Below are 19,813 nucleotides of genomic sequence, written 5' to 3'. Positions count from 1 at the left end.
CTTAAGAGTCGAGCAATCCCAGCCGTTAACCCTGGGGTGCAGATTGATCACCGTAACCGATATCTTGCAGCAAGATCGGTAGGAAACAGATAGAGCCATGAAGAGACAGCTTATTTTGTTTGCGCTGGCAAGTTTAGGAGCGGCGACCGCTGTCGGTGCTCATGCCCTGGATGCACAGCAGATCTTGAAGATTTGCGGCGAACAGATTTCGCTCCTCGGTGATGGAGGCGATACGTGCATGCGGGCAGCCGCCGCCACAACGGCGCACTCGTACACAATGCGGATCGAAATCGATGGACAGCGTTACGCGGTTACTGCCGAGGATGGCCTGATGGCAACCGTTCGAGCGGCCGGTGTGGGAGTTGAAATTATCCCCAAAGGGGTTGACTCGGAGGGGCGCGTCAGCCTTGCCTACCATGTCGTCGATTTTGCTGACGACAAGGATGTGTACGGACGTGGATTGTCCCCAGATTACGCCTTACTTCCGCTCGGGATGACCGCCAAGATCGAAAGTTTGGCCGGCCGTCAGATCACTATCACGATGGAATCGATGCACGATTGACGTGACAATGCGGGCGAGATAACACATCAACGGGACAAACCGTGTCCCGTTCCGAGGATCGGCGATGACGTGTTCGTCAAACAGGCTCACGCGGATGGTCTCGAGATTCTCGGTGGTGATCGGGTTGGTGACGCCGGTACAAGACACGATTTTGCGATTGATCTGAGAACGACATGGCGAACAATATGTGGAACCGGCTGAAGGGTCTGTTACTGCTGGCATTTTGTGCAGGCATCTGGGCATGGATGCTGGGATGGTTCGCGAAACCGCTTCCGCCCGGCTGTCTCAAAGACGCGCCAATGTTAGCGGCGTGGATGGCGCCAGGCATGATGGGTTTCCCGGTACTCGTCTCAATCATCGCTGGCGTGGCCGGACTGCTTTACGTGACGGGTGTCTTCCCTTTGACGACTTCGGCAAACAACGTTTCGCGCCAGTAAGCATCAACACTGGCGAGGCTCAGCCCAAACGCAAAGCTAAGCGAACAAAAACAGGTGTCGGGACACCAGATACGAACTACGAGGATGATCGAATGAAGAAGCTGCTTGTGTTGCTCGCGCTGGCGAGTGTGTGGTCCGGGGCGATGGCGGCAGACGGAGATGGAGAAAGCAGTGCGGGACGCGTCGCCGAGAAGTTCCTCGCCAGTAAGTTCATCGCGATGGGCGCTCCCGATATTCACGGGGACGGTGCAACTGTCTATGCGCAAGTCGCGGGTCAGAAGTGCAAGGTCGAGCTCCGTCGGGACATGATTGCAAATCCGGAGGGGTGGCGAGTTCAGGCGCTCGATTGCGCACAAGGGCACTGGCCAAAGTAGCGGCAATTCAGATGCCGTGGCCCAAAATCGAACATTCAACAGGAGTCGAGACAATGATTGAATCGAAGACCTTCATCCCGAAATCCACCGATACCGACCAAAAGGACGCGTATCGGCAACTGGCGCTGACGCAAGAGGAATTCTCCAGGATTTCCCTGGACCGGACTCGGGAGACCGGTGTTTCGCCGAGTCAAAGCGAATAAGGGCTCTGGGAAGACGATAGAAGGCGGTATCGCCTTCCGGGAGTAATCCGCCTCGTTTGGAGAGGGCAAGCGCAGCAGAGCTGGTCGGCAGTATGCAACTGGCAGGGTGCGTGAGCCGGAATGCCCTCTCCAAACGAGGTGCCCTGTAACCAGCGGATGACCATGACGAACAAACTGATGGGCATCATCAATGGCGGAGAACCGACTTCGATGTTGAGTCGCCTCAACGACGAAGAAAGACGATCGCTGGATGCGTGGGCGACGCAGCAGCCGGCAGAACCCAACGGCTCTGTTGATCTGCGCAAGTGGCCGGGTTGGCTGGATGCGTTCGTTCGTCGAACCTCCTCGTCCGACAAGGCGAGCCCGACCGAAATCAGGAAAAGTTGACGTGAGCATCACATTTTGGGCGCCTGATGCGCCGACTCGAACTGTTATACACCAGCCGGAGGGATACGAAGAGTACACCGAGGAGGTGTCCGTGCTGCCGGAGATCAAACTGGTGGATAGCAACGCGTTCGCAATGCTCGAGGCTCTCGGTGTCGCGCCCGATCAATGCGGCTCGTGGTCTGCAAGCGAGCTCGGGGAGCTGCTGCGTCGCGCACTGAAGGTAGCGAACGTTCAATCGCTGCGCGAACCCGCGACGTCCGAGACGCTCGACACTCAAGGGGCGGTGCGAGTCGTTGACCGATCCGGGGGCGTCGTCTCGATCGGTCGGGGGCCGCGCATCGTGTCCTTCGGGCGGACAGACGACTATATTCGGCGCGTTGCACTGTGTTTTGTGGCCCTCTTTCAGCAGGCGCAGGCGGGCGGATACAAAGTCAGTTGGGGTTGAAAAGCCCTTGCGTGCGGCTAAATGTAAGGGCCTGCCCGCTAGCAAGGCCAAAGCAAATCGGCGCTCCAGCGCCCCGCATGAACGGCCGGTAGCCGGAACTTGCAAGACCAAGATGAACAAATTCGCGATCGCCTCATTCATTGCGGCTCTGCTAACGAGCCCGGCTTTCGCCGCGGATGTCGGGGGCGTTGTCGATCGCACTGCATATGACGCGGCACTTGCTCAAAATCAGCACGTCGCTGTGCCGATTGTAAAGAGGCTGGTGAAGGAAGAAGTAGTGAAACGCGAGCACGCCAAAGTTGAACGCGTCGATATTGTCTCGCCTGGCATGGCAAGAGCCGTTTTTGCGGGTGGTATTGCAACCGTGAGGTTTGGCTTCAAGTCGCCCATGGACTGTCCTGTCAGCGATAACCGCCAGTGTGAAAAGAAGTTCGAGGCCAATCCGTTCGGCTTCGAAGTTTTGTCCTATCAGGCGCATCGCAATTGAGCACACGGGAAACAGGAAAAGACGGCATGCGCACGTGCGTCTCTCATACACACCCGATCGGAAACGAGTCTCTGGCCACCGCACTTGTTGATGGCCTTGCCGCCGCACGGCGAGCACGCCCGATCCAACATGTGCGACCAGCAGCCCAGCCTCGGCCAAACTGTCACGATGCAGTCGACGCGTGGGTTGCCACTCATACGGGCACTCATGCCGTGCGCGGGTGGCTCGCGATCGAACTTGACGGCGCGTCGGTGCGATTCGTTGCGCATTCAATCGTACGCAGTGTTGACGGCATGCTGTTGGACCCGACCTTCTCGGAGAGCGAGCCGGGTTTCCCATTCGTGCCGCATCCGCGGGCGGCCGGAGGATTCTTCTCGCTCTTATGTCGGCCCGGAGCACCCTATGAGCTGATGGTGTTCACCCATAGCGATGATTTCTTGCCTGACTAGGAAGATGGGAAGCCCACATGATCAAGGCCATATTCCAGTATTTTGTACCGACGCCTCCGAACGAAATATCACGTGAATCGGTTGAGGCCCTACGGGCGGACGTCAATGCGGCTGGAGCGTGGGGTGAGTTCGGCGATGCCTACAGGAGTGCGGTGAACGTCTGGACGCGTCACGCTGATCGCCAAAGCCGTGAGGCCAACCTCGAGTGGCTGAAACCACGTGCCAAGTCATTTGCCGTGCGATGGGCAGTCTTGTCCTGCGTCCTATGGCTGGGTGCATGGATTGTGTCGGGGCGACTCGTAGCAGAGGTGCCCTTGACTCTTTCAGGATTCTTGACAGGAAGCGTCGCAATGGTGTTCATCTACCTCCATCTGGCATTGAACAAGTAACCGTCGGAAAAAAATGAAGCGAACATTGCTCGTATTGTTCCTTTGGTGCTGCACTCGCGTAGTTTGCGCCGGCCAGCTGGCTAATCATTCGGATGAGGGCGTGCCTGCATTCGCGGTCACCGCCCCCAACGGACGACAGAGTCTCTTGATTGGTGTAATGCACGTCCCTGCCAAAGGGCTGTTGCGGCCGTCCCCGGCAGTGCTTGCCGGAAAACGGCACTTCGTCCTCGAGCATGTGGGAGAGACGTCATCGGAAGAACTCGGTGTACCGGAGGCGGTATCGTCAAAACGTGCCGAACCTGCTGCATGGGCTGCCGGGCTGAGTGCGGCCGAGCTCGATACGTATCATCGACGAGCTGCCTGTTCTGGCAAGACGCCCGAGCAGGCAGACGAACTGCTCACACATCCCGAAGTGCGCGATGCCAATCAGGTGGCTTATACGGTGTGCGGCCTGAATCAGTTTCAGGCAGCGGATTTTTCGCTCACGCTATCCGCGATGCTGGACTACCACCTGAAGCCTGAGTATCTGGAGGACGACGCATTCGTCCAGCGTCAACGACTCGCGGTACCCGAGGGCATCGAGCGGCGCGGGTTCAGATGGGCGCTGTCCCATGATCCGGCCGCGGTGCTTGCTCCGGTCGCTGGAGCCTTCAATGCCGGAGACTTTGATGCCCTACAGCGTCTCGTAGACGGTTCCTTTGCCAATTCGACCGACGCCGCCACGCATCGGCACATCATGGTCGACGAACGCAATGCCGCATGGATGGACCGCCTGCGCGGTTATCTGGATGATGGTGATGCTGCAATCGTCGTCGGCGCCCTTCACCTGCCTGGCCCGCATGGACTCGTCGCCCGTCTGCGCGCAGACGGCTATGCCGTAGATTTGGTGCGAGTGCCTGCCTTGCCGTGACGCTGCAATTCGAATTGATAGGAAAAACAAACTGGCGCACGAGCGCCCGGCACGGCCCGAAGCCGAAAGCAAATGGATGCTGGATGAACCAATTTGTCGTGATGGGCACAGTAATCGTGACAGTCGCCATAGTTCATTGGGTGGTACGCGGCGATGTACCTCGCCAATGGCGGCTAGAGCGACGGATAAAGCAATCGACCCGGCGTCGAGAACGTCAGCTCTTGGAGTGGATGGTCAAGAATCGAATGGAACTCGATACAGTCCGTGATCTCTCGATAGACGGCTTGTTGGTTCGCGAGTTCGGTTATCTGCTCCGCCACGTGACAGACGGTCAGCTGGATACATTCAAAGATTTTGAGAAGGTTCACGATTTGTACCCCTTGATCGTCGCGGGGATCAACAAAGATATGCAGGACCCACTTGAGGTCGAGCGGAACCTCGCCGACTTGGAAACAGCACGTGCAAACCTGACGAATCTTCGCCGGATCGTTGACGTTATTGCTCGCTATGTCGAAAAATGCCGGGACCTGCATTTGACTGATCGACTAGCCCTCGACTGAGGCCGGAAAAACAATCGGTGCCAGCGGCGCCCCGCGCACGGCCGGCCGCCGTGAAATCAAACGAAGAGAACTATGAGCACTCCCGTAGTCACCATTTCCGTAGAAACGATCAGCGACTCCCTTACCAAACAAGGGAATCCTGCTCTCTTTGAAACGCACATCGTTGGACTCCTCAACGAGGGCTATACCGTCGGCATCAGCAATGAAGGTGCGCTGACCAAGGTGTTCACCGACGCCGCTGAGTTCGCTGCATGGTTCAACAACTTGCGCGTCGACATCGAGACTGCGTAAATTCTGCCTGATGCCCGCCGCCACGCGGGCATCAGGTGAGCGGTATGCCGGTTGGCATCGCGTGGGCGACCATGTCGCTCTCGCCGGCGTGGCAATCGCGACCTAGCGGTCAAGATATTCCCGCAGCAACGAGGGCTTACGAGCTCTTGTCGGGATCTACCGGGCAGGTATGCTGGCCGTATGGAAAACGCGGACACGCTCTACTATGCCGGCATCGGCTCCACCGATACCCCAGTCGAGATCTGCAGACGCATGACGGCGATCGCCAGGCGCCTCTCTGCGCTTGGCTACGTCTTGCGCTCCGGCGCAGCTGATCGGGCCGATGCAGCTTTCGAGGCGGGATGCGACGCCGTCGGCGGCGCGAAGGAGATCTGGCTTCCGTGGCCGGGTTTCAACAGCCATTCCGCGGATCATGCGCAATTCCCAACACCCAGGCACTCCGAAGTAGCGGCAACGGTGCATCCGGCCTGGTCTCGGGTGAAGGAAGGCGATCGTCGGCTGCATTCGCGCAACGTCGGCCAGTTTCTGGGGCCGAACCTCGACAGGCCGGCGCGGTTCGTCCTCTGCTGGACGCCGGATGGGTGCGAATCAGAGGCGACTCGATCTCCCGAAACGGGCGGAACTGCAACCGCAATCGTCTTGGCCAGTCGCCATCGCGTGCCGGTGTTCAATCTCGCCAACGACGGCGCATACGATCGTTTCGTGCTGTGGATGCTGGGGCAACATCGGATTTTCCATCTCGACGGAACCCTGCCGAAGGATGGCGAAATCTTCGTGTTCGGATCGAATCTTGCATCGCGGCATGGCAAAGGCGCGGCGCTTGTCGCTCGCGAGAAGTTTGGCGCAGCCTCAGGAAAACCGGCAGGCAGAAGCCGCCAGAGCTATGCGGTCCCGACGAAGGATGGCCGGCCGACGCCAGGAAATCCCCGTCCGCCACTGGACGATCCCGAACAGACCCTGCCGCTCGAGCAGATCGCGGGCGCGGTCGCAGAATTCATCGCATACGCGAAGAGCAAGCCGGCCGAGCGGTTCTTCGTGACAAGAATCGGTTGTGGACTGGCGGGGTACCGCGACAGTGAGATCGCACCGCTGTTCGCCTGGGCACCGATCAACTGTTCCCTGCCGGAACCGTGGAGGGAATGGCTCGTCCGAGTCGAGCCCGTCGCTCAAGCCGAGGAGGCTGTTCGCACGGGTGAGACGTCCCGCAGCGGGCAGGCGGACCTGTTCGGCGAATAAGTCGGTCAGCGCGACAGCGGCGAGGTCAGTGGTCGGTGTAGATGACGTGACCGACGACCTTCCCGTTCGCGATCATGTCGGCCGATGCGTAGTGAACCGGATGTTCCTGGTCGCTGTTCATTCGCGCCTGCTTGCCCAACGTCACAGGGTATAGCTCCCCGTCGACGTCGCAGTACAGGAACTCGGGGATCGGACCATCATCGCAATCGGAAAGATCGTGGCTGCGGCTGATGTGTGCCTCGGTAGTCGGCCAGAGTTTCTTCGATCCGTCATCGAGAATCCGGCGCTCGAAGAAGCGCGAAGACCACAGGCCGTTCATCTCCTCGGTCTGCTGGCGGATCTTGGCGCATGCAGCGTCGTAGGCGGCGTGGATGCCTTTCTGGTCGAAAATCCGGGCGATGTGTTCGGTGCTCATGTTCAGGCTCTCCAGTGTCGTATCCAGCGGCGCAGCGTATGCCGCTGAACCATGACATGAAGATACGCGGCGAGCTCGCGCATTCAAGGCATGTCGAACGAACTGAGTTTTCGCGCAGAGGCTTGAAACCCGGCGCCGGACCGGTAATGTGTTCCCATGATCTGCCCGTCAAGACAAATGGAGGATTCGGCAATGTACAGAAAAGCGAAGATCGAAAAGTGGAAGCTCGATATCCGGTGGACCTATGTGTTCGAGCACGGCACCGGACCGTATCTCGCGGTCCAGGACGATTTCGGCAATCTCGTCGAAGTCGACCCGGACTTCACGATTCTGGAAGTTTGACTTCTCAAGCGATAATGACGCGGTTGGCGATGTCTCGCCACTGCACGCTCAATCCGGACGAGAAAAATGCACGTAGACCAGAGAATTCCCACGCTTCCTGCCGCGATCCTTCGCCAATTTGCAGGGGGCAGGAACATCGCCAAATGCGAGATCAGTGACGCCAATGACACGGCGGTCATCACCTATGGCGAGCAGCAGCCGGGAGACAGTCTGAGCCTCTCGCTCAGCGTCATGGATGCACATACTGCATTCCTGTACCTGTATAACACCCACTCCAGGGTGGCGTCCCATCCGACCTACCAGCTCGATGACCGCCGGCAGACCGCGAAGCTGAGAGCCAGGATCGACGGATCCGTGATCGACCTGTGGTTTGCCGCGCTCCCGACGAAGGTCGGCAAGACCGTGATTCTCGCGAAAATGGGCGATGGGGACATGCTGTTCGAGCGCGAAACGCAGCTCGTCGAAGGGGAGGTGCTCGGCGTCGATGCGCTGGACAGTTTCGTCAAGTGGTGCGCCGACAACGAACCCTTCCTCGCGCTTGGCCGTAAGCATGGTTACCAGATCGCCGTCAGCCAGGAACTGAAAGACGCAATCGAGCGCCGACTGGATCCGCTGATGGCGGCGCGGGTCAACGCATTCCTGCAGGACATCAAGGCATGATGGGGGGCACGTCCATGTCGAACTCCAACTACCCGAAAGGGTGTTTCGTGGACGAAGACGGCTTCGTCCGTGATGTGGCGAACCCGGGACCGGGCCTCTCCTGCCAGGTGACGGAACGCACGGTCATGTTGTGCGGATCCTATGAGGAAGGCGACGGTGCCGAAGTGCTCGGGGAGTTCACCTATTATCCGACGCTGGACGCGCTCAGGAGCGTGGGCTATGCGCCGGGGATCAACGGAGAGGCCGTGCTGGTGGCAGCATCGGGCCGCGCCGAGGTTCAGTAAAGGCGACAAGTAATGGCTGACAATCCGCTTCACCACATGGCCAAGCCGTGCGCCTCGTGCCCCTGGCGGCTCGACAGCTCGGTGACCGACATCCCGCAATTCGACATGGAATTGGCGGAGAATCTGGCGGCCACCTGTCCGGACCATCGCGGGATGGGACCGGAGATCGGTGCCGGGATCTTTGCTTGCCACCAGTCGAGGGTCGGCGCAGAGCTCGCGTGCGCCGGTTGGCTGGCAACGGTCGGCCACAAGCATCCGCAGGTTCGTCTTGACGTGTTCAAAGGTCGTCTGGATCCGGGCGCACTCGAGCCGGGTCCGGACTGGCCAGCGCTCCACGAGAACTACCAGCAGGTCATGGAGAAGCTTCGCGCTACGCAGCCCGGTCAGGCAACTCGGGATCGTGTGGCCGGTGCAATCTGCTCGGCCTGTGGCGAGCAGCCCATGCATCAGGGCGACGCGGCGGGAAATGAATACAGATGGCAGGACTACCTCAACGTCGCGGACGCTGTGCTGACCGAACTGACGGCTGCTGAGGGAGGGGAGCCGGGCCGGAGCGCGGTGCCGCATATTGCCAGCGTGATCAGCCGCGCATGCGACGACAGGCCTGAGAACGCTCGACATTACGAGGAGGCCGCCGGCGACGCGGTGCGGGCCGCCATTCGTATTTAAGGCTGCTCCGTTCGAATCCGTTAACCTGTAGTTGCCGAATTTCGGCCAACCCGAAAGAGTCAGTCATGCAGATACTGGGAGTAACGCTTCGCCGGCCGACATTCAACGATGTGACATTCGCCGCGGCGATGGGCACGGCGGTCTTTGCTGTGTACGAGCTGGCGGTAATGGCCCTGGGCGTTCACGAGACGACCAAGGGCGGGCTGCTGTTCTTTGTCGGAACGGTATGGGGTGCTTTGAGCAACCGAATCGGAATTGACCTGGCCAAGGGCTGGCGGGCGAAGGTGTTGTTCCTGATCGGATTGGGGCTGTTGATCATGGTGCCAGCGGTCGCTGTGATCTTTACTCGATAGCTGGCGGCGCGAATCCAGACCGGAAAAACGATCGGTTCGGCACGCTGCGTTGTCTAGATTCGTGGGAACGGGCTGGCAAAATTTGGTCGTGTGCCGATAGTCCCTGACAGGAGTTGAGAGATGCCGAGAAATCATCAGGTCAATCGGGTGATCGCAGTCAATTCGGTAAGGAATGGGGAAGGTAGGATCGACATGGTAAATGTATTCACTTCTGCGCTAGGTAAGCTCGAGCGTCGAGCACGTTACGCGGCAGTAGGCATCACCGGCCTTATCGTTGTATTGGCCATCGCGTTTCCGTACGCGCGGGATCTGGCTCGTGAAGTCATGGTCCAATCCGGTATGGGTAACCCTGACATCATCATTCAGCCGGGATACAAGGTGCAGATTGACGGTCATGAGACTGCGATTTTCGGTTTCGATCCTTGCCCTGATGATCCTCGTCCGTGGAAGGACTATTGGATCGGAGGCCGTCCGGATGATAGCCTTCGCCCGTTCACCGGATGCGTCGTCGTCAAACCAGGCACGAACACCGTGCGGGTCCAGTTTCTGACTGGTGGTGAGCGAGTGGTGGAAACGTGGACCGTCGAACACCGCGAGCACGACGGAATGCCAGCGACGGTCGTCAAGCGCCCCAACGGGGACTACGTCGTTCCGGCACACTGACGGAAGAACGACGATGGATTCGATGAACGAACCCTGTCCGCGATGTGGAGCGCAGCCGGTTGTGACGAAGGGGCCAACGTATTGGACCGCGTACTGCACCAAGTCGCACTTTCCGGGGGGAGTCCGGGCAACCCCGATGCGAACAAAGTCGGCTGCGCTGCAGGCGTGGGACGATGGCGTTAAAAGCAAATCGATCCGGTAGGAGGGGCGTGGTCGTGTGTCCGTACGTTTAGTCCAGCCCGCGCGAGGTACTGCATCCGCTACGCGCAGTGGATGCAGCCGCAGCGGAGAAACAAGCGGATCTTCGAGCTGCAGTCGCACGAGCGGCCTCGGCGGCCGGGGTCAGCGTTGAAGAGCTTAAAGACCTCGAAGTGGCCCAGGTCGAAACCTAGCCACTCCACAGACAACAAGAAGGAAAGGGCATGTTGACCGAAGCGCAACTGAAGAAAGCGGTAGAGGCATTTTGCAACGCCCTCCCAGCGGGCCAGACGTTTTATGCAATGCACGCTCTACCCCGCGTGGGTTTCGGTGACACGGAAGCAAAGCCCGTCATGGCGCTCGTGCTTGCCGAGACGGAGGAGGATTTCAGGCGCTTCGAGCAGGTATTCAACCGGGGCATCACTTCCTATCGGGAGGAATTCGGGCTGAGCGCGAAAGTTTGGCGTGAGATCGACATGCGGCGCAACGGCGAAGCACCTTTAGATGTGTCTCCGGAAAACAAGGGCGCACTCGAAGACGAGACTCGCCCTGGCCAGCGACCGGCGGGCGAACAAGGCTGAAGAGAAGCGGCGCACGGAGCCTTCAAGCGTTGCGGCAAACCAAGACATCACCATGCATAACCTCGGCAACAGACAGGGCGCAGACGCTCCTCCGGTCGGATCTATTCCGCGACCATCGTGGGAATACGCTCAGGAACCGTTCGATCCGAGTCTGACCTTTATGCAAGACGGTCAGCGGACTCGGCACATGGACACTCCTCTTGATGAGAGGTATGTGACCGAACCCTTCGATCACTTTGCAGTGGGCAGCATTCCGCCAGAAGAGCGCGAGGTCAGAGACCATCTGATCGCGGCCGCTCTACTGCGGCGCAGAGTTTCCACGTTTGAATTTTGGTGGAGTCAGTTCGTGCGCCAGACCGAAAGCTATCGGACGTCGTGTGAGGCATTTGCAAAGCTGGAAGCGCTGTGCTCGAGATCACGAGAGCATCGGGCAGCCTTCATCAGGATGGGGAATGGAGAAACGCTCCCGAAATTCATTCGGGCCGAGCTGCTGAGAGTGGTCGCGCGCACTGATGCTCGCCCCAACGCCGGCAGGTAACAGTGTGGTCGGGACGCGGACTGTGTCCCGACAGACCTTAGGCCGGTTGAAGTACGGTTACGCCGGCTCCGTTACGCCAGTCGTCATGAGCCGCACGACCTCGATGCCGAGGAGCGTCAGCTTGACCTCGAAATGCTCGCCGCGGCCCGGCTCGCCGTCGATTGTGAGCAGGCCCTTGTCCTGGCACGCGCGAGCCGGGCGTAGCTCGTCCGGCTCACAGCACCAGTTCGTGCCCGTCTTGATCTCGTCAGCCGGGTCGAAGGTGCGCATAAGCTTGGCCTGAGGGGGCGTGAGCTTGACGCGCTTGGCGCCGAACTCAGCGATTTTCTGCACGACCTGGTCGGCCGGCACTTCGGCCTTCGCCCATGCCGCGAACGACTGGCGTGTGGAGTGGGCGAGCGGATTACCGTCGGGCGACTTGCCACGCTCGACAACGGACCCTGCCGCCGCGCTCGCGATGACCTCGTATTGGAGGCAGTCCGTTTCCTCCTGGCCGTCGTACAGCTTGTATTGCGGACCAGCAGCCGTTACCCGGCGCAGGCCCGCCTTACCGTCGGTATAGATGCTGCCGACCTTGATGTCCTGTTGTTTCATCGTGTTCCTCTCGAAAATGGGGAGCGATAGCCGTCGATCAGAGCGGCACGATCGGGATGTTCCAGCCGAGAAACGCTGCCCGGCCGGGCGCCTCATCAACGCCGTGAGGCAGACGATCGTCGAAGATGAAGCACTCACCCGCCTTCGGCTTGTGGCGAACCTTTCCTTGTCGGAAGGTTAGACCGTCGTTGTGCAGCACTACCATCAGCACCAGGCCCTCGTCGTCGGTGTGCATGTCTACGTCCGCGGTCGCCACGAGCAGTTCCTCACGGCCCCGGAAGCCGCTGTCAGCGCGGCGGTAGCCGAGCGCGGCGAGATCCGGAAGCCACGCGGCACCGTCGCGGCTGGCCCACGGCGGGATCGCGAAGGTCTCGACCTGATCGCCGCAGAACTCGATTTCCTCGGCGGCGGTGTAGAACTCGCCAGCCAACTGGTCAGAGAGGCGAATGACGTGACCAGGAACCTGGACCGAGCCGAGAATGGAGCCGGGTGGCAGGGCTCCGGCGGCGCGTGCCGTGATCCGGCGCTGATCGGTGTGAGCGAGATGCATGGTGAATTCCGTTCCTCGTGATCGGGTATGGACGGATTATCCCAGGAGGCGCGCGCCATTCAAGGTCCGGCACGCGGGCCCGGACCGAATACTGCGTGATCTGATTCCCGAAAAAGCTCACCTAATTCCGAACAGGAATTGACACCTCAAGTGGTCGAGGGAAAGCCGGGGAATGCGAGTTTCGCGGGCTCTTGTATGGGGTATCCGCGCCGCTATAGTGGGCGCATGGCAAGTCAGCCACCAACCAACAGGACATCCATGAACGAATTGAACCACGTCCGTATGGTGCCCACGGAAACAACCGCTCCCGTGCATGCGCCGGTTGCAGTGATCACGGACCACGCGGGCAATGCTCTCGAAGTCGGCGCGATGTACTGTTGCACCTTCCTGGATCTCGATTCGCAAGGCGACGAGTTCGAGATCCACGGCAATCTGGTGCGCTACATCGGCGCTGCTGATCGCGGCCGGCTTATTTTCGCCGACGCCGACGACTGGATCGAGATTGACTGCGAGTTTGACAGGCTCGTCCGGCAGGCCTGTCCGGTCATTGATCCGGCCGCGCACGGCTGGGGCGAAAACCTGCACTAAAATTCGATCACGCCGTTTAGGCAATCTCCGGATATTTAGAAAATGGGCCAGAATGCTACCCAGGTCGCGACCACCGGCAACATCCCCGAGCAGGACGTCTTGCCGAACGTCCTCTGCGAGCTCAAGGCGATGCGCGAAGTCGGCATGAACGTCCCGGCGAAGGCCGAAGCGTACGTGCGCGAGAACGAGCGATCGCTGCAGGACTACTACGATGGCGGAATGTCGTATTCGGAGATCGCGGACCACGTCTGTCTGGTCGCGTAAGACTTCTCAACCCTGACACGCAGGAACCGAAATGTTCACGCAAGCAAAGAATGAACTGAGGGAGCTCTTCAAGCTGGTCGCCGAGACGGAGCGATACGACGCGACGCTCGCGGCGAAACGCGATATCGTCCCTACCGAAGAATCGCGCGAGGATCGGCGCCGCAAGGAACGCCGGAAGCTCGAACTGATGGAAAAATACGAGCTGCTCTAGGACTCGCAATGACCACGACCTACGCGAAGCTCGATTCGATGATTCTCCACGCGATCGAGACCGGGCAAAACACCTACCGCAAGATGCTGGTGGAAGGTATCGAAGTGGAGTGCAAGCGCATCGCCGAGGCTACGGGTGCCAGCCAGTACGATCTCGTGCTCGACCGTCGTGTTCAGGCGCTGCGGAAGGCCAAGAAGATCATGTATCAGGATGGTCGCTGGTCGGTCATCAAGGCGCTTGGCAAGGTCGACCCGGAAGAGGCCGCGCGCATGCAGGCGTTCGCGGCCCGACCGCTGGGCGAGGACGAAGATCAGCAGAACAACGGGGGAAAGTGAACATGGGAATCGTGGTCGAGAAGCTGCAAGGGTTGCGTAAACAGGTGCAGGGCTGGCGCGAAGATGGGAGGCTTGGCGACGTCCTGACCGTCCTCATGATCGTCATGGCGACGCTCTTGAGCATGATCGGGCCGGCGGCCAGCGGTCTTTCCCCGTCCGTCCTGACCGTCTACCAATGGGCAAAGACGATCGGGTCGCTGTGGATTGCGCAGTGGGCAATCTTCAGTCTCGTGCGTGACGGTCGGGACGCGAACATCTGGAGTTTTGCGGCGCGTTCCGTGGAACGGATCTGCGCGCTGTTCTTCCTGCTCGGAAGCATCCGCATGTTCGGGCCGCAGATCGATTCCCTCATTGATGTCACGCTGGCATCGCCTCGTACGGCACTCGAAATCGTGTTCGCCGTCCTCGGATTGGCTGCAGTGTTCTTTGCTACCAGCCGTCCAACGTCGACGACGTCTCTCTACAGAATCGGTTGGGCGTCGGCTGCGGCGCAGTTTGCTCCTCCGCGCGTGCCGGTTCCGGTCGAGGATATCCGCAGTACGAGCGTTCACGAGGCAGGGCATGCACTGATTTACGCAGTGCTTCCGGAATTACCGGACGACTTCGAAGTGTCAGTCATGACGATGCTGGCGCCGACCGACGTGTTTGCCGGGTATGTGCGGCATGCGGCCGTCGACCTCAAGACGACCGAGTCCGTGGCCTATCTGCGTATGATCGTCTACCGGGCCGGCATTTGCGCCGAGAAGGAAATTTTCGGGGAACGTTCGCTCGGTGGTCAGAGCGACAATGAGGAGTGGATGCACATCGCAACCCGATACCTCGGCGGCGGCCTGGGTAACGAGACCTACTTCAAGAGCCCCGAGGAAGATGCCCAAGTCGCCCACAACCGGCAGGTCCTGAAGGCTCTCCGGGATGAACAGGACGCCGAGCTCGCCGCGTTCTTCACGGCGAACCACGAATTGCTGGATGAATTCGCGCAGCAGCTTGCGCGAGCCGCGACGATGAAAGCCGAGCAGGTCGCTCCATATCTGGCTCGTGTCACTTTCACCGGCCGGATCGCCCCGATGAAGAGCGAAAGATAAGGATCAACCGATGACCGAGCCGAAGACTGCAAAGCCGAATCAACATGACCAGGTCGACGTCGCCCGGCTTCTCCGGCTCGCGGAAGCCGCGACCCAGGGTCGATGGAAGTGGTGGACGTCCAACAGCGTGCGCCGGCTGACTGCGGCCGATGGTCCGGACGGCGGCGTGGCGCAAGCCTACATGATTCCAGGCGAGAACACGGCCGACATCCGGATCTCCGCGGAAGACATGGCATTTATGGAGGCATTCAACCCGGAGGCGATTATTGCTCTGTTGAAGCGGCTCGAAACCCTTGAGCAGCGGGTGCGAATGATGCCGGTCGCAACGCTGGCCATTCAGGGGACACTGGACGAGCTCGGCCAGAGCGAGGATGGCGGTTACGACATGACGATTGGCGTCGACGGGCGCAAGATTTCCGTGAGCGGTCTCGATCGGGAATCGACGCGCACACTGGCACGCGGACTGTTCGGATCCATCCGTATGGACGTCACCGTGGAGAAATCCGATCTGGAAGGCAGCGCTTCTTGACGCGCGGCTTCACCTGTTCCTGCCCACTAGAATAAGCGTGAGGTACAGGCATCCTTGTTTCAGTTTTGGCCATTTTCTGAAACAAGCTCATGATCCCAGCCCCGAACCAGCTCCCTGTCGCTGAAACTCCCGAAGTCGATGCGCTTCTTGCCGCCGGCGCCGTATGCGCGATCGGCGTGTCGGGCGGGCGAGACAGCCAGGCCTGCGCGCTCGCGACGCACGAATATCTGAACGCGATCGGGCATATAGGCCCGCGCGTCCTGGTCCACGCTGATCTCGGTCGCGTCGAATGGCGTGACAGCCTGCCGGTCTGCGAGCGTCTCGCCGAGTATCTCGACTATGAACTGCTGATCGCGCGAAGGGCAGCGGGCGATATGCTGGCTCGCTGGCAGGGCCGCTGGGCGGCAAACCTCGGCCGCTACCAGCAACTCGAATGCGTCAAGCTCGTGCTGCCGTGGAGCACGCCGTCCATGCGCTTCTGCACGTCCGAGCTGAAGTCCGCGCCCATCGCGAGCGAGTTGCGCAAGCGCTTCCCGGGTTTGCCGATCGTCAGCGCGACTGGCGTCCGGCGCGAGGAGAGTCCCGCGCGTCAGCGGATGCCGGTGTCGGCTCCCATGGCAAAGCTGGAACGCAAGAATGCGCCGGGATTGTCCTGGAATCCGATCATCGAGTGGAAGGCCGGCGATGTGATGGCTATTATCCAGCGCCATAACCTCTCTCTGCACGAGGCCTACACCATCTATGGGACATCTCGTGTCTCGTGCGCGTACTGCATCATGAGTTCAGAGGCTGATCTGTTGGCGGCGTCGACGTGCGCGGACAATGCCGATCTCTATCGCGAGATGGTCGAACTCGAGTGTGTATCGACATTCGCTTTTCAAGGTAGCCGCTGGCTGTCTGATGTCGCGCCGCAACTTCTGTCGGCGGATCAGCGAGATCGGGCCACCGCAGCGAAGGTTGCAGCGAGCGCTCGGCAGGAAGCCGAGGCGCGCATCCCTCGGCATCTGCTGTACAGCCCTGGATGGCCGCATGCCATTCCGAACCAGTCCGACGCAGAGTTGCTGGCCGACGTCAGGCGCGACGTTGCGGCCGCGGTCGGAATCGACATCGAATACACGACAGCGGGGGCCATTCAGGAACGGTATGAAGTGCTGATCCGCACAAAGAAGGCGAGTCCCACGACCGTCACGGGATTATCCGCACATCTAGTTTTCGCGGTTGATTCGAATCGACGCTGCGCAATGAACCCCGAGTCCCACGAACTTGAAGGAGCAACCTCATGAACATTCAGAAGCTACGGTCTCGGCGCGACAGCCCGATCTGGTACGGGTGGAAAATCAGGGTTGTCTGGCTAGTTAGCCATGTTATCGGTCCGTTCAGTAAAGAGGCAAGAAGCCGGTGCCAAGATTGGGCGATGGCACGCGCGTATCGGCTTGGTAGGGCAGATTACGGCGTGTATTTCAACACGCCTCGGTTTTCGCGAAGGGACGAACTCACGAACGCGTACGACAGTGGTGCCTATGATTTCTGGCTGGGGTGCAGTCATGCCGAGGACTGGTTGAGTAGCCTTCTCTAGGTCACCTGGTAAAGTCGATCGAGTAGTATCCCAAGCGCTTGATCGACCGTAAAACCTGGAACCTTGCGTGATAGGCTGATATGGTCTGCTGGCGTTCGTGTTTGTTGTCTTGGCCGAGCGTGCAAGGCTGGCCTGATGTGGCGCACCTTCAGGAGCTATCGGCGGACCAATGCCGAAAGTGACGAGCGGAAATAGTGAGAGGAAAGATACCGTGCAGTGGAAAGAACAAGCAGGCCATTTCAGCTTCGAGGTCAAGCCGAGCCTGACCGGGAAATATCGACTGAAGGACAGGAACGGAAACGCCGTGGAAGCGGAGTTCCGCAATGGAACGTGGTCGATCGACACGGCCGGGTATGTTGGCTGGTCCGGCCGCTTCTGGGTATCGGACAAGGACCAGATCCTCGCGGCCAAGCGCAAGTGCGGCGGTTTTCGGGCGCACAAGGACAAGTCGTACAGGCCGGCGGCGCGTAACGCAGTGAAGCTGGCGCGTTATTACGCCAATGAGAAGGGGAAGAAGGTCAGGGCAGTGGTGTACTACTTGATCGCCCACCGGATAGATTCGACCGTTCTGCAGCCATTCGATCTGGAATGGCAAGCGGCAAATGCCGCGAAGCTCCAACGCTACCGGGCCGGCATCGACGCACGGGTCGACAAATTCTTCGTCAAGCGTGGTGCGCCGGTGCGGCCATCGGCAAGTGTCTGACGGGCGTCTAGTAGAACTCCATGGCGACGCTCGAGCGCGCAATCCAGATCATGGTCGAGGTCCATTCAGGACAGGTGGACAAGGGCGGCAATCCTACGTCCTGGATCCGATGCGTGTCATGCTCGCGGGGGACATCGACGACGAGCGCATGGTTGGTGCGCTCCATGACGTGATCGAAGACAACCGGGGAGTGTGGACGGCAGCGAGGCTGCGGGAAGAAGGTTTTTCCGCGCGTGTCGTCGACGCGATCGTATGCGTGACGCGGCTTCCGGGGGAGAGCTACGGCGACTTCATCCGGCGGGCCGCGACGGATCCAATCGGGCAGGAAGGTCAAGCTCCGCGATATCGGCGACAACAGCGATCTGTCGCGAATTCAAAATCAGACGCAGCGGGATCTCGATCGTGTTGTGAAGTACCGTCGCGCAAACACAGTGCTCGCGGCTAAAAACTGAGTTCTTGGAAGGAACTTCAACAGAGAGATGCGGCGTTCACGTTGTAATTCTGACAAAAGTTTCCTCCTGATATAACTTCCCAACAAGAAATTCGTATAGCATCGGTTCCTGAAAAATCTCACCTGACCTGCGCCACTCGAAAGCGCGGCTACCCCGAAACAGCGGACCTGTAGAGACGGGTTACGCGCTCAATCAGGTACAGCACCGGCCATGCAATCGAATTACGACATCCCGACCGAGATTCGGGAACTGAACATGTCTTATCTCTTGCTCGCGCAACGTATGCTGCGCGAGGACCGCGACGCCGGAATGTTCCGGCTGGGGATCTCTGCGGAGGTGGCTGATATCCTGGGCACTCTGACAATCGCCCAGGTCGTCAAGGTCGCGAATATCAACCAACTGCTATGCCGGTTCAGGATGGACGATCGAACGTTCCTGTCCGCGCTGGCGGACAAGGGGCGTAGCGAGGTCCACCAGAACAGGCATGCTGCCATTCTCATGGCCGGCCAGCCGGCAGAACAACTGTAAGCCCATCGGTTGTCAGCGGCCAGTCAGATGCTTCAAGCATCGAGACAGTGCCATGCTGTACGGCCATTTCGGATCCGGCCTGACGGCGGGTTTGCCGCAATGCGAGCACATCTCGATCCAGCGCCCCGCGGTCTCTGCTTCCTGCAGTTGCGTCGTTTCGAGATCGTCGTCAAGCGTTGCGGCCGACCAGCACTCGTCATCCAGCAGAACGCGGAAACCGTCCCGCACGCGCGGCGATCCCGCATAGAGCCCCGTGGCTAGGGCGGCGATGCCGGCTTCGAGCTGAGCGATCGCAGCTTCGTCGTCAGGTTCGGGAAAATGGCCGACGAAGGCGCAACACGCGCGGCCGTATCCGACGTCCAATGCTCCATCCGATCGTCGAGCCGTATTATGGCGCCGGCAGGCGCAAACACCTCGTACACCGCGTCGGAAGTATCCCGGACACAGATCGACGTTTTCCCGTCATTCAGGCAGACGAGGTAGACAAAGCCGAACCCGTCGGCATGTGGGGCTACATGCGGCGCCCACCCGTACAGTTCGCAGCGTCCGGTGTTGTCGGTTCCGATCACGCGCTCAAGATCCTGGGATTCGCGGGAATGCGCGACCGCCAGCGCCTCGACGGTGAAGCGGTGTTCAAGCGCCGCGGGCGGAATGCTGAGACGGCCGACAATAGCAAGCGGGGAAGGGGACGTACTTGGCATGGCAACGAGGATAGCATCGGCCTGCTGCGCAGCAAGGCACCACGCGTCGGAGCGTTGGAATTCTCACGCGCTTCCTGACGGGAATCTAATGGAAAATTTTGTGCGATCTCGAAAAACTATTTGGAGGGGTCTGAAGTTCATGTGTATATTGGAACCGCTTCTCCCGTAAGTGGTAGGAAGTTAAAGGAAGCACGGACGGATGCCCGGTCTGGAAACCCCAGCCGGGCATTTTTTTCGCCCTGCCCGAGCTGGAAAAATCCTTCCGTC

At 59.8% G+C, this 19,813-nt stretch carries 35 protein-coding genes; 30 read left to right on the top strand and 5 right to left on the bottom strand.

The window, feature by feature from the left end:
* Window positions 1-97: 97 nt before the first annotated feature.
* The 12 genes from BDO18943_RS16905 (at window position 98) to BDO18943_RS16850 (ending at window position 6,730) form a co-directional block, all read left to right on the top strand.
* Window positions 98-562 carry a hypothetical protein gene (locus tag BDO18943_RS16905; protein ID WP_089454777.1) on the top strand — a complete coding sequence of 155 codons (465 nt, stop codon included), beginning with the start codon at window positions 98-100 and terminating at the stop codon, window positions 560-562.
* Between the two features lie 173 nt (window positions 563-735).
* Window positions 736-999, top strand: coding sequence for a hypothetical protein (locus BDO18943_RS16900; protein WP_089454778.1), 264 nt, complete (start codon window positions 736-738; stop codon window positions 997-999).
* A gap of 92 nt (window positions 1,000-1,091) precedes the next feature.
* Window positions 1,092-1,373, top strand: a complete 282-nt coding sequence (locus BDO18943_RS16895; RefSeq protein ID WP_089454779.1) for a hypothetical protein — start codon at window positions 1,092-1,094, stop codon at window positions 1,371-1,373.
* A gap of 53 nt (window positions 1,374-1,426) precedes the next feature.
* Window positions 1,427-1,576 (top strand): hypothetical protein, encoded by a 150-nt coding sequence (locus tag BDO18943_RS16890; protein WP_171030068.1) that lies wholly within the window; start codon window positions 1,427-1,429, stop codon window positions 1,574-1,576.
* Between the two features lie 162 nt (window positions 1,577-1,738).
* Entirely contained in the window at window positions 1,739-1,963 is a 225-nt protein-coding gene (locus BDO18943_RS16885) for a hypothetical protein (RefSeq protein WP_137962560.1), read from the top strand.
* Between the two features lies 1 nt (window position 1,964).
* Window positions 1,965-2,408 carry a MerR family transcriptional regulator gene (locus tag BDO18943_RS16880; protein WP_089454781.1) on the top strand — a complete coding sequence of 148 codons (444 nt, stop codon included), beginning with the start codon at window positions 1,965-1,967 and terminating at the stop codon, window positions 2,406-2,408.
* A 112-nt stretch (window positions 2,409-2,520) separates the two neighbouring features.
* Entirely contained in the window at window positions 2,521-2,895 is a 375-nt protein-coding gene (locus BDO18943_RS16875; protein ID WP_025496772.1) for a hypothetical protein, read from the top strand.
* A 466-nt stretch (window positions 2,896-3,361) separates the two neighbouring features.
* Entirely contained in the window at window positions 3,362-3,733 is a 372-nt protein-coding gene (locus tag BDO18943_RS16870) for a hypothetical protein (RefSeq protein WP_025496774.1), read from the top strand.
* A gap of 13 nt (window positions 3,734-3,746) precedes the next feature.
* Window positions 3,747-4,643: a TraB/GumN family protein gene (locus BDO18943_RS16865; protein WP_025496775.1), complete on the top strand. Its 897-nt coding sequence runs from the start codon at window positions 3,747-3,749 to the stop codon at window positions 4,641-4,643.
* Between the two features lie 83 nt (window positions 4,644-4,726).
* Entirely contained in the window at window positions 4,727-5,203 is a 477-nt protein-coding gene (locus BDO18943_RS16860) for a hypothetical protein (protein WP_137962559.1), read from the top strand.
* Window positions 5,204-5,275: 72 nt separating this feature from the next.
* Window positions 5,276-5,494 (top strand): hypothetical protein, encoded by a 219-nt coding sequence (locus BDO18943_RS16855; RefSeq protein WP_025496173.1) that lies wholly within the window; start codon window positions 5,276-5,278, stop codon window positions 5,492-5,494.
* Between the two features lie 180 nt (window positions 5,495-5,674).
* Window positions 5,675-6,730, top strand: a complete 1,056-nt coding sequence (locus tag BDO18943_RS16850) for an A1S_2505 family phage non-structural protein (RefSeq protein WP_175023354.1) — start codon at window positions 5,675-5,677, stop codon at window positions 6,728-6,730.
* 25 nt (window positions 6,731-6,755) lie between these two features.
* On the opposite strand, the gene BDO18943_RS16845 is transcribed toward BDO18943_RS16850, so the two are convergent.
* Window positions 6,756-7,145 carry a hypothetical protein gene (locus BDO18943_RS16845; protein ID WP_025496174.1) on the bottom strand — a complete coding sequence of 130 codons (390 nt, stop codon included), beginning with the start codon at window positions 7,143-7,145 and terminating at the stop codon, window positions 6,756-6,758.
* 192 nt (window positions 7,146-7,337) lie between these two features.
* Here BDO18943_RS16845 and BDO18943_RS16840 point away from each other — a divergent pair, with 192 nt between their 5' ends.
* From BDO18943_RS16840 to BDO18943_RS16805, 8 genes are all read left to right on the top strand, one after another.
* Window positions 7,338-7,487, top strand: a complete 150-nt coding sequence (locus tag BDO18943_RS16840; RefSeq protein ID WP_171030067.1) for a hypothetical protein — start codon at window positions 7,338-7,340, stop codon at window positions 7,485-7,487.
* Window positions 7,488-7,553: 66 nt separating this feature from the next.
* Window positions 7,554-8,147 carry a hypothetical protein gene (locus BDO18943_RS16835; RefSeq protein ID WP_025496175.1) on the top strand — a complete coding sequence of 198 codons (594 nt, stop codon included), beginning with the start codon at window positions 7,554-7,556 and terminating at the stop codon, window positions 8,145-8,147.
* Window positions 8,148-8,161: 14 nt separating this feature from the next.
* Window positions 8,162-8,431: a hypothetical protein gene (locus BDO18943_RS16830; protein WP_025496176.1), complete on the top strand. Its 270-nt coding sequence runs from the start codon at window positions 8,162-8,164 to the stop codon at window positions 8,429-8,431.
* Between the two features lie 12 nt (window positions 8,432-8,443).
* The gene (locus BDO18943_RS42655; RefSeq protein ID WP_235996070.1) at window positions 8,444-9,100 is read left to right on the top strand and encodes a DUF6283 family protein; all 657 of its coding nucleotides are present in this window, start codon (window positions 8,444-8,446) and stop codon (window positions 9,098-9,100) included.
* 65 nt (window positions 9,101-9,165) lie between these two features.
* The gene (locus tag BDO18943_RS16820; RefSeq protein WP_025496178.1) at window positions 9,166-9,453 is read left to right on the top strand and encodes a hypothetical protein; all 288 of its coding nucleotides are present in this window, start codon (window positions 9,166-9,168) and stop codon (window positions 9,451-9,453) included.
* A 120-nt stretch (window positions 9,454-9,573) separates the two neighbouring features.
* Window positions 9,574-10,116: a hypothetical protein gene (locus BDO18943_RS16815; RefSeq protein WP_025496179.1), complete on the top strand. Its 543-nt coding sequence runs from the start codon at window positions 9,574-9,576 to the stop codon at window positions 10,114-10,116.
* A gap of 422 nt (window positions 10,117-10,538) precedes the next feature.
* A complete protein-coding gene (locus tag BDO18943_RS16810) occupies window positions 10,539-10,895 on the top strand; it encodes a hypothetical protein (RefSeq protein ID WP_025496180.1) in 357 nt (118 codons plus the stop codon).
* A 187-nt stretch (window positions 10,896-11,082) separates the two neighbouring features.
* Window positions 11,083-11,433 carry a hypothetical protein gene (locus tag BDO18943_RS16805; protein ID WP_235996068.1) on the top strand — a complete coding sequence of 117 codons (351 nt, stop codon included), beginning with the start codon at window positions 11,083-11,085 and terminating at the stop codon, window positions 11,431-11,433.
* Window positions 11,434-11,490: 57 nt separating this feature from the next.
* Here the strand turns inward: BDO18943_RS16805 and BDO18943_RS16800 are convergent, their stop codons facing one another.
* Together BDO18943_RS16800 and BDO18943_RS16795 are read right to left on the bottom strand one after the other, a co-directional pair.
* Complete coding sequence (locus BDO18943_RS16800) at window positions 11,491-12,027, bottom strand: hypothetical protein (protein WP_025496182.1); 537 nt, start codon at window positions 12,025-12,027, stop codon at window positions 11,491-11,493.
* 37 nt (window positions 12,028-12,064) lie between these two features.
* The gene (locus BDO18943_RS16795; protein WP_025496183.1) at window positions 12,065-12,577 is read right to left on the bottom strand and encodes a hypothetical protein; all 513 of its coding nucleotides are present in this window, start codon (window positions 12,575-12,577) and stop codon (window positions 12,065-12,067) included.
* A 258-nt stretch (window positions 12,578-12,835) separates the two neighbouring features.
* Here BDO18943_RS16795 and BDO18943_RS16790 point away from each other — a divergent pair, with 258 nt between their 5' ends.
* The 8 genes from BDO18943_RS16790 to BDO18943_RS16755 all read left to right on the top strand — a co-directional run bounded on the left by BDO18943_RS16790 (window position 12,836) and on the right by BDO18943_RS16755 (window position 17,865).
* On the top strand, window positions 12,836-13,165 hold the full coding sequence (locus tag BDO18943_RS16790; protein WP_025496184.1) for a hypothetical protein: 330 nt from the start codon (window positions 12,836-12,838) through the stop codon (window positions 13,163-13,165).
* Window positions 13,166-13,207: 42 nt separating this feature from the next.
* A complete protein-coding gene (locus BDO18943_RS16785; RefSeq protein WP_025496185.1) occupies window positions 13,208-13,429 on the top strand; it encodes a hypothetical protein in 222 nt (73 codons plus the stop codon).
* A gap of 31 nt (window positions 13,430-13,460) precedes the next feature.
* A complete protein-coding gene (locus BDO18943_RS16780) occupies window positions 13,461-13,640 on the top strand; it encodes a hypothetical protein (RefSeq protein WP_025496186.1) in 180 nt (59 codons plus the stop codon).
* An 8-nt stretch (window positions 13,641-13,648) separates the two neighbouring features.
* Complete coding sequence (locus BDO18943_RS16775) at window positions 13,649-13,975, top strand: hypothetical protein (protein ID WP_025496187.1); 327 nt, start codon at window positions 13,649-13,651, stop codon at window positions 13,973-13,975.
* Between the two features lie 2 nt (window positions 13,976-13,977).
* A complete protein-coding gene (locus tag BDO18943_RS16770) occupies window positions 13,978-15,057 on the top strand; it encodes an FtsH/Yme1/Tma family ATP-dependent metallopeptidase (RefSeq protein ID WP_025496188.1) in 1,080 nt (359 codons plus the stop codon).
* A 10-nt stretch (window positions 15,058-15,067) separates the two neighbouring features.
* Window positions 15,068-15,586 carry an ead/Ea22-like family protein gene (locus tag BDO18943_RS16765; RefSeq protein ID WP_025496189.1) on the top strand — a complete coding sequence of 173 codons (519 nt, stop codon included), beginning with the start codon at window positions 15,068-15,070 and terminating at the stop codon, window positions 15,584-15,586.
* Between the two features lie 89 nt (window positions 15,587-15,675).
* The gene (locus BDO18943_RS16760) at window positions 15,676-16,869 is read left to right on the top strand and encodes a phosphoadenosine phosphosulfate reductase domain-containing protein (protein ID WP_025496190.1); all 1,194 of its coding nucleotides are present in this window, start codon (window positions 15,676-15,678) and stop codon (window positions 16,867-16,869) included.
* 504 nt (window positions 16,870-17,373) lie between these two features.
* Window positions 17,374-17,865 carry a hypothetical protein gene (locus BDO18943_RS16755; RefSeq protein ID WP_025584279.1) on the top strand — a complete coding sequence of 164 codons (492 nt, stop codon included), beginning with the start codon at window positions 17,374-17,376 and terminating at the stop codon, window positions 17,863-17,865.
* 7 nt (window positions 17,866-17,872) lie between these two features.
* On the opposite strand, the gene BDO18943_RS16750 is transcribed toward BDO18943_RS16755, so the two are convergent.
* Window positions 17,873-18,199, bottom strand: coding sequence for a hypothetical protein (locus BDO18943_RS16750; RefSeq protein WP_025584281.1), 327 nt, complete (start codon window positions 18,197-18,199; stop codon window positions 17,873-17,875).
* Window positions 18,200-18,527: 328 nt separating this feature from the next.
* On the opposite strand from BDO18943_RS16750, the gene flhD reads away from it, so the two are divergent.
* A complete protein-coding gene (gene flhD, locus BDO18943_RS16745; protein WP_025496193.1) occupies window positions 18,528-18,845 on the top strand; it encodes a flagellar transcriptional regulator FlhD in 318 nt (105 codons plus the stop codon).
* 12 nt (window positions 18,846-18,857) lie between these two features.
* Here the strand turns inward: flhD and BDO18943_RS16740 are convergent, their stop codons facing one another.
* Window positions 18,858-19,208 carry a hypothetical protein gene (locus tag BDO18943_RS16740; protein WP_025496194.1) on the bottom strand — a complete coding sequence of 117 codons (351 nt, stop codon included), beginning with the start codon at window positions 19,206-19,208 and terminating at the stop codon, window positions 18,858-18,860.
* Between BDO18943_RS16740 and BDO18943_RS16735 the strand changes: the two genes are divergently transcribed.
* Window positions 19,208-19,624, top strand: coding sequence for a hypothetical protein (locus BDO18943_RS16735; RefSeq protein ID WP_025496195.1), 417 nt, complete (start codon window positions 19,208-19,210; stop codon window positions 19,622-19,624). The two genes, BDO18943_RS16740 and BDO18943_RS16735, sit on opposite strands and share 1 nt — an antisense overlap.
* Window positions 19,625-19,813 lie beyond the last annotated feature (189 nt).

It is taken from the genome of Burkholderia aenigmatica (assembly GCF_902499175.1).
Taxonomy (GTDB): Bacteria; Pseudomonadota; Gammaproteobacteria; order Burkholderiales; family Burkholderiaceae; genus Burkholderia; species Burkholderia aenigmatica.
The sequence above is the reverse complement of the archived record's forward strand: the minus strand, read 5'-3'. Positions and strand labels throughout refer to the sequence as shown.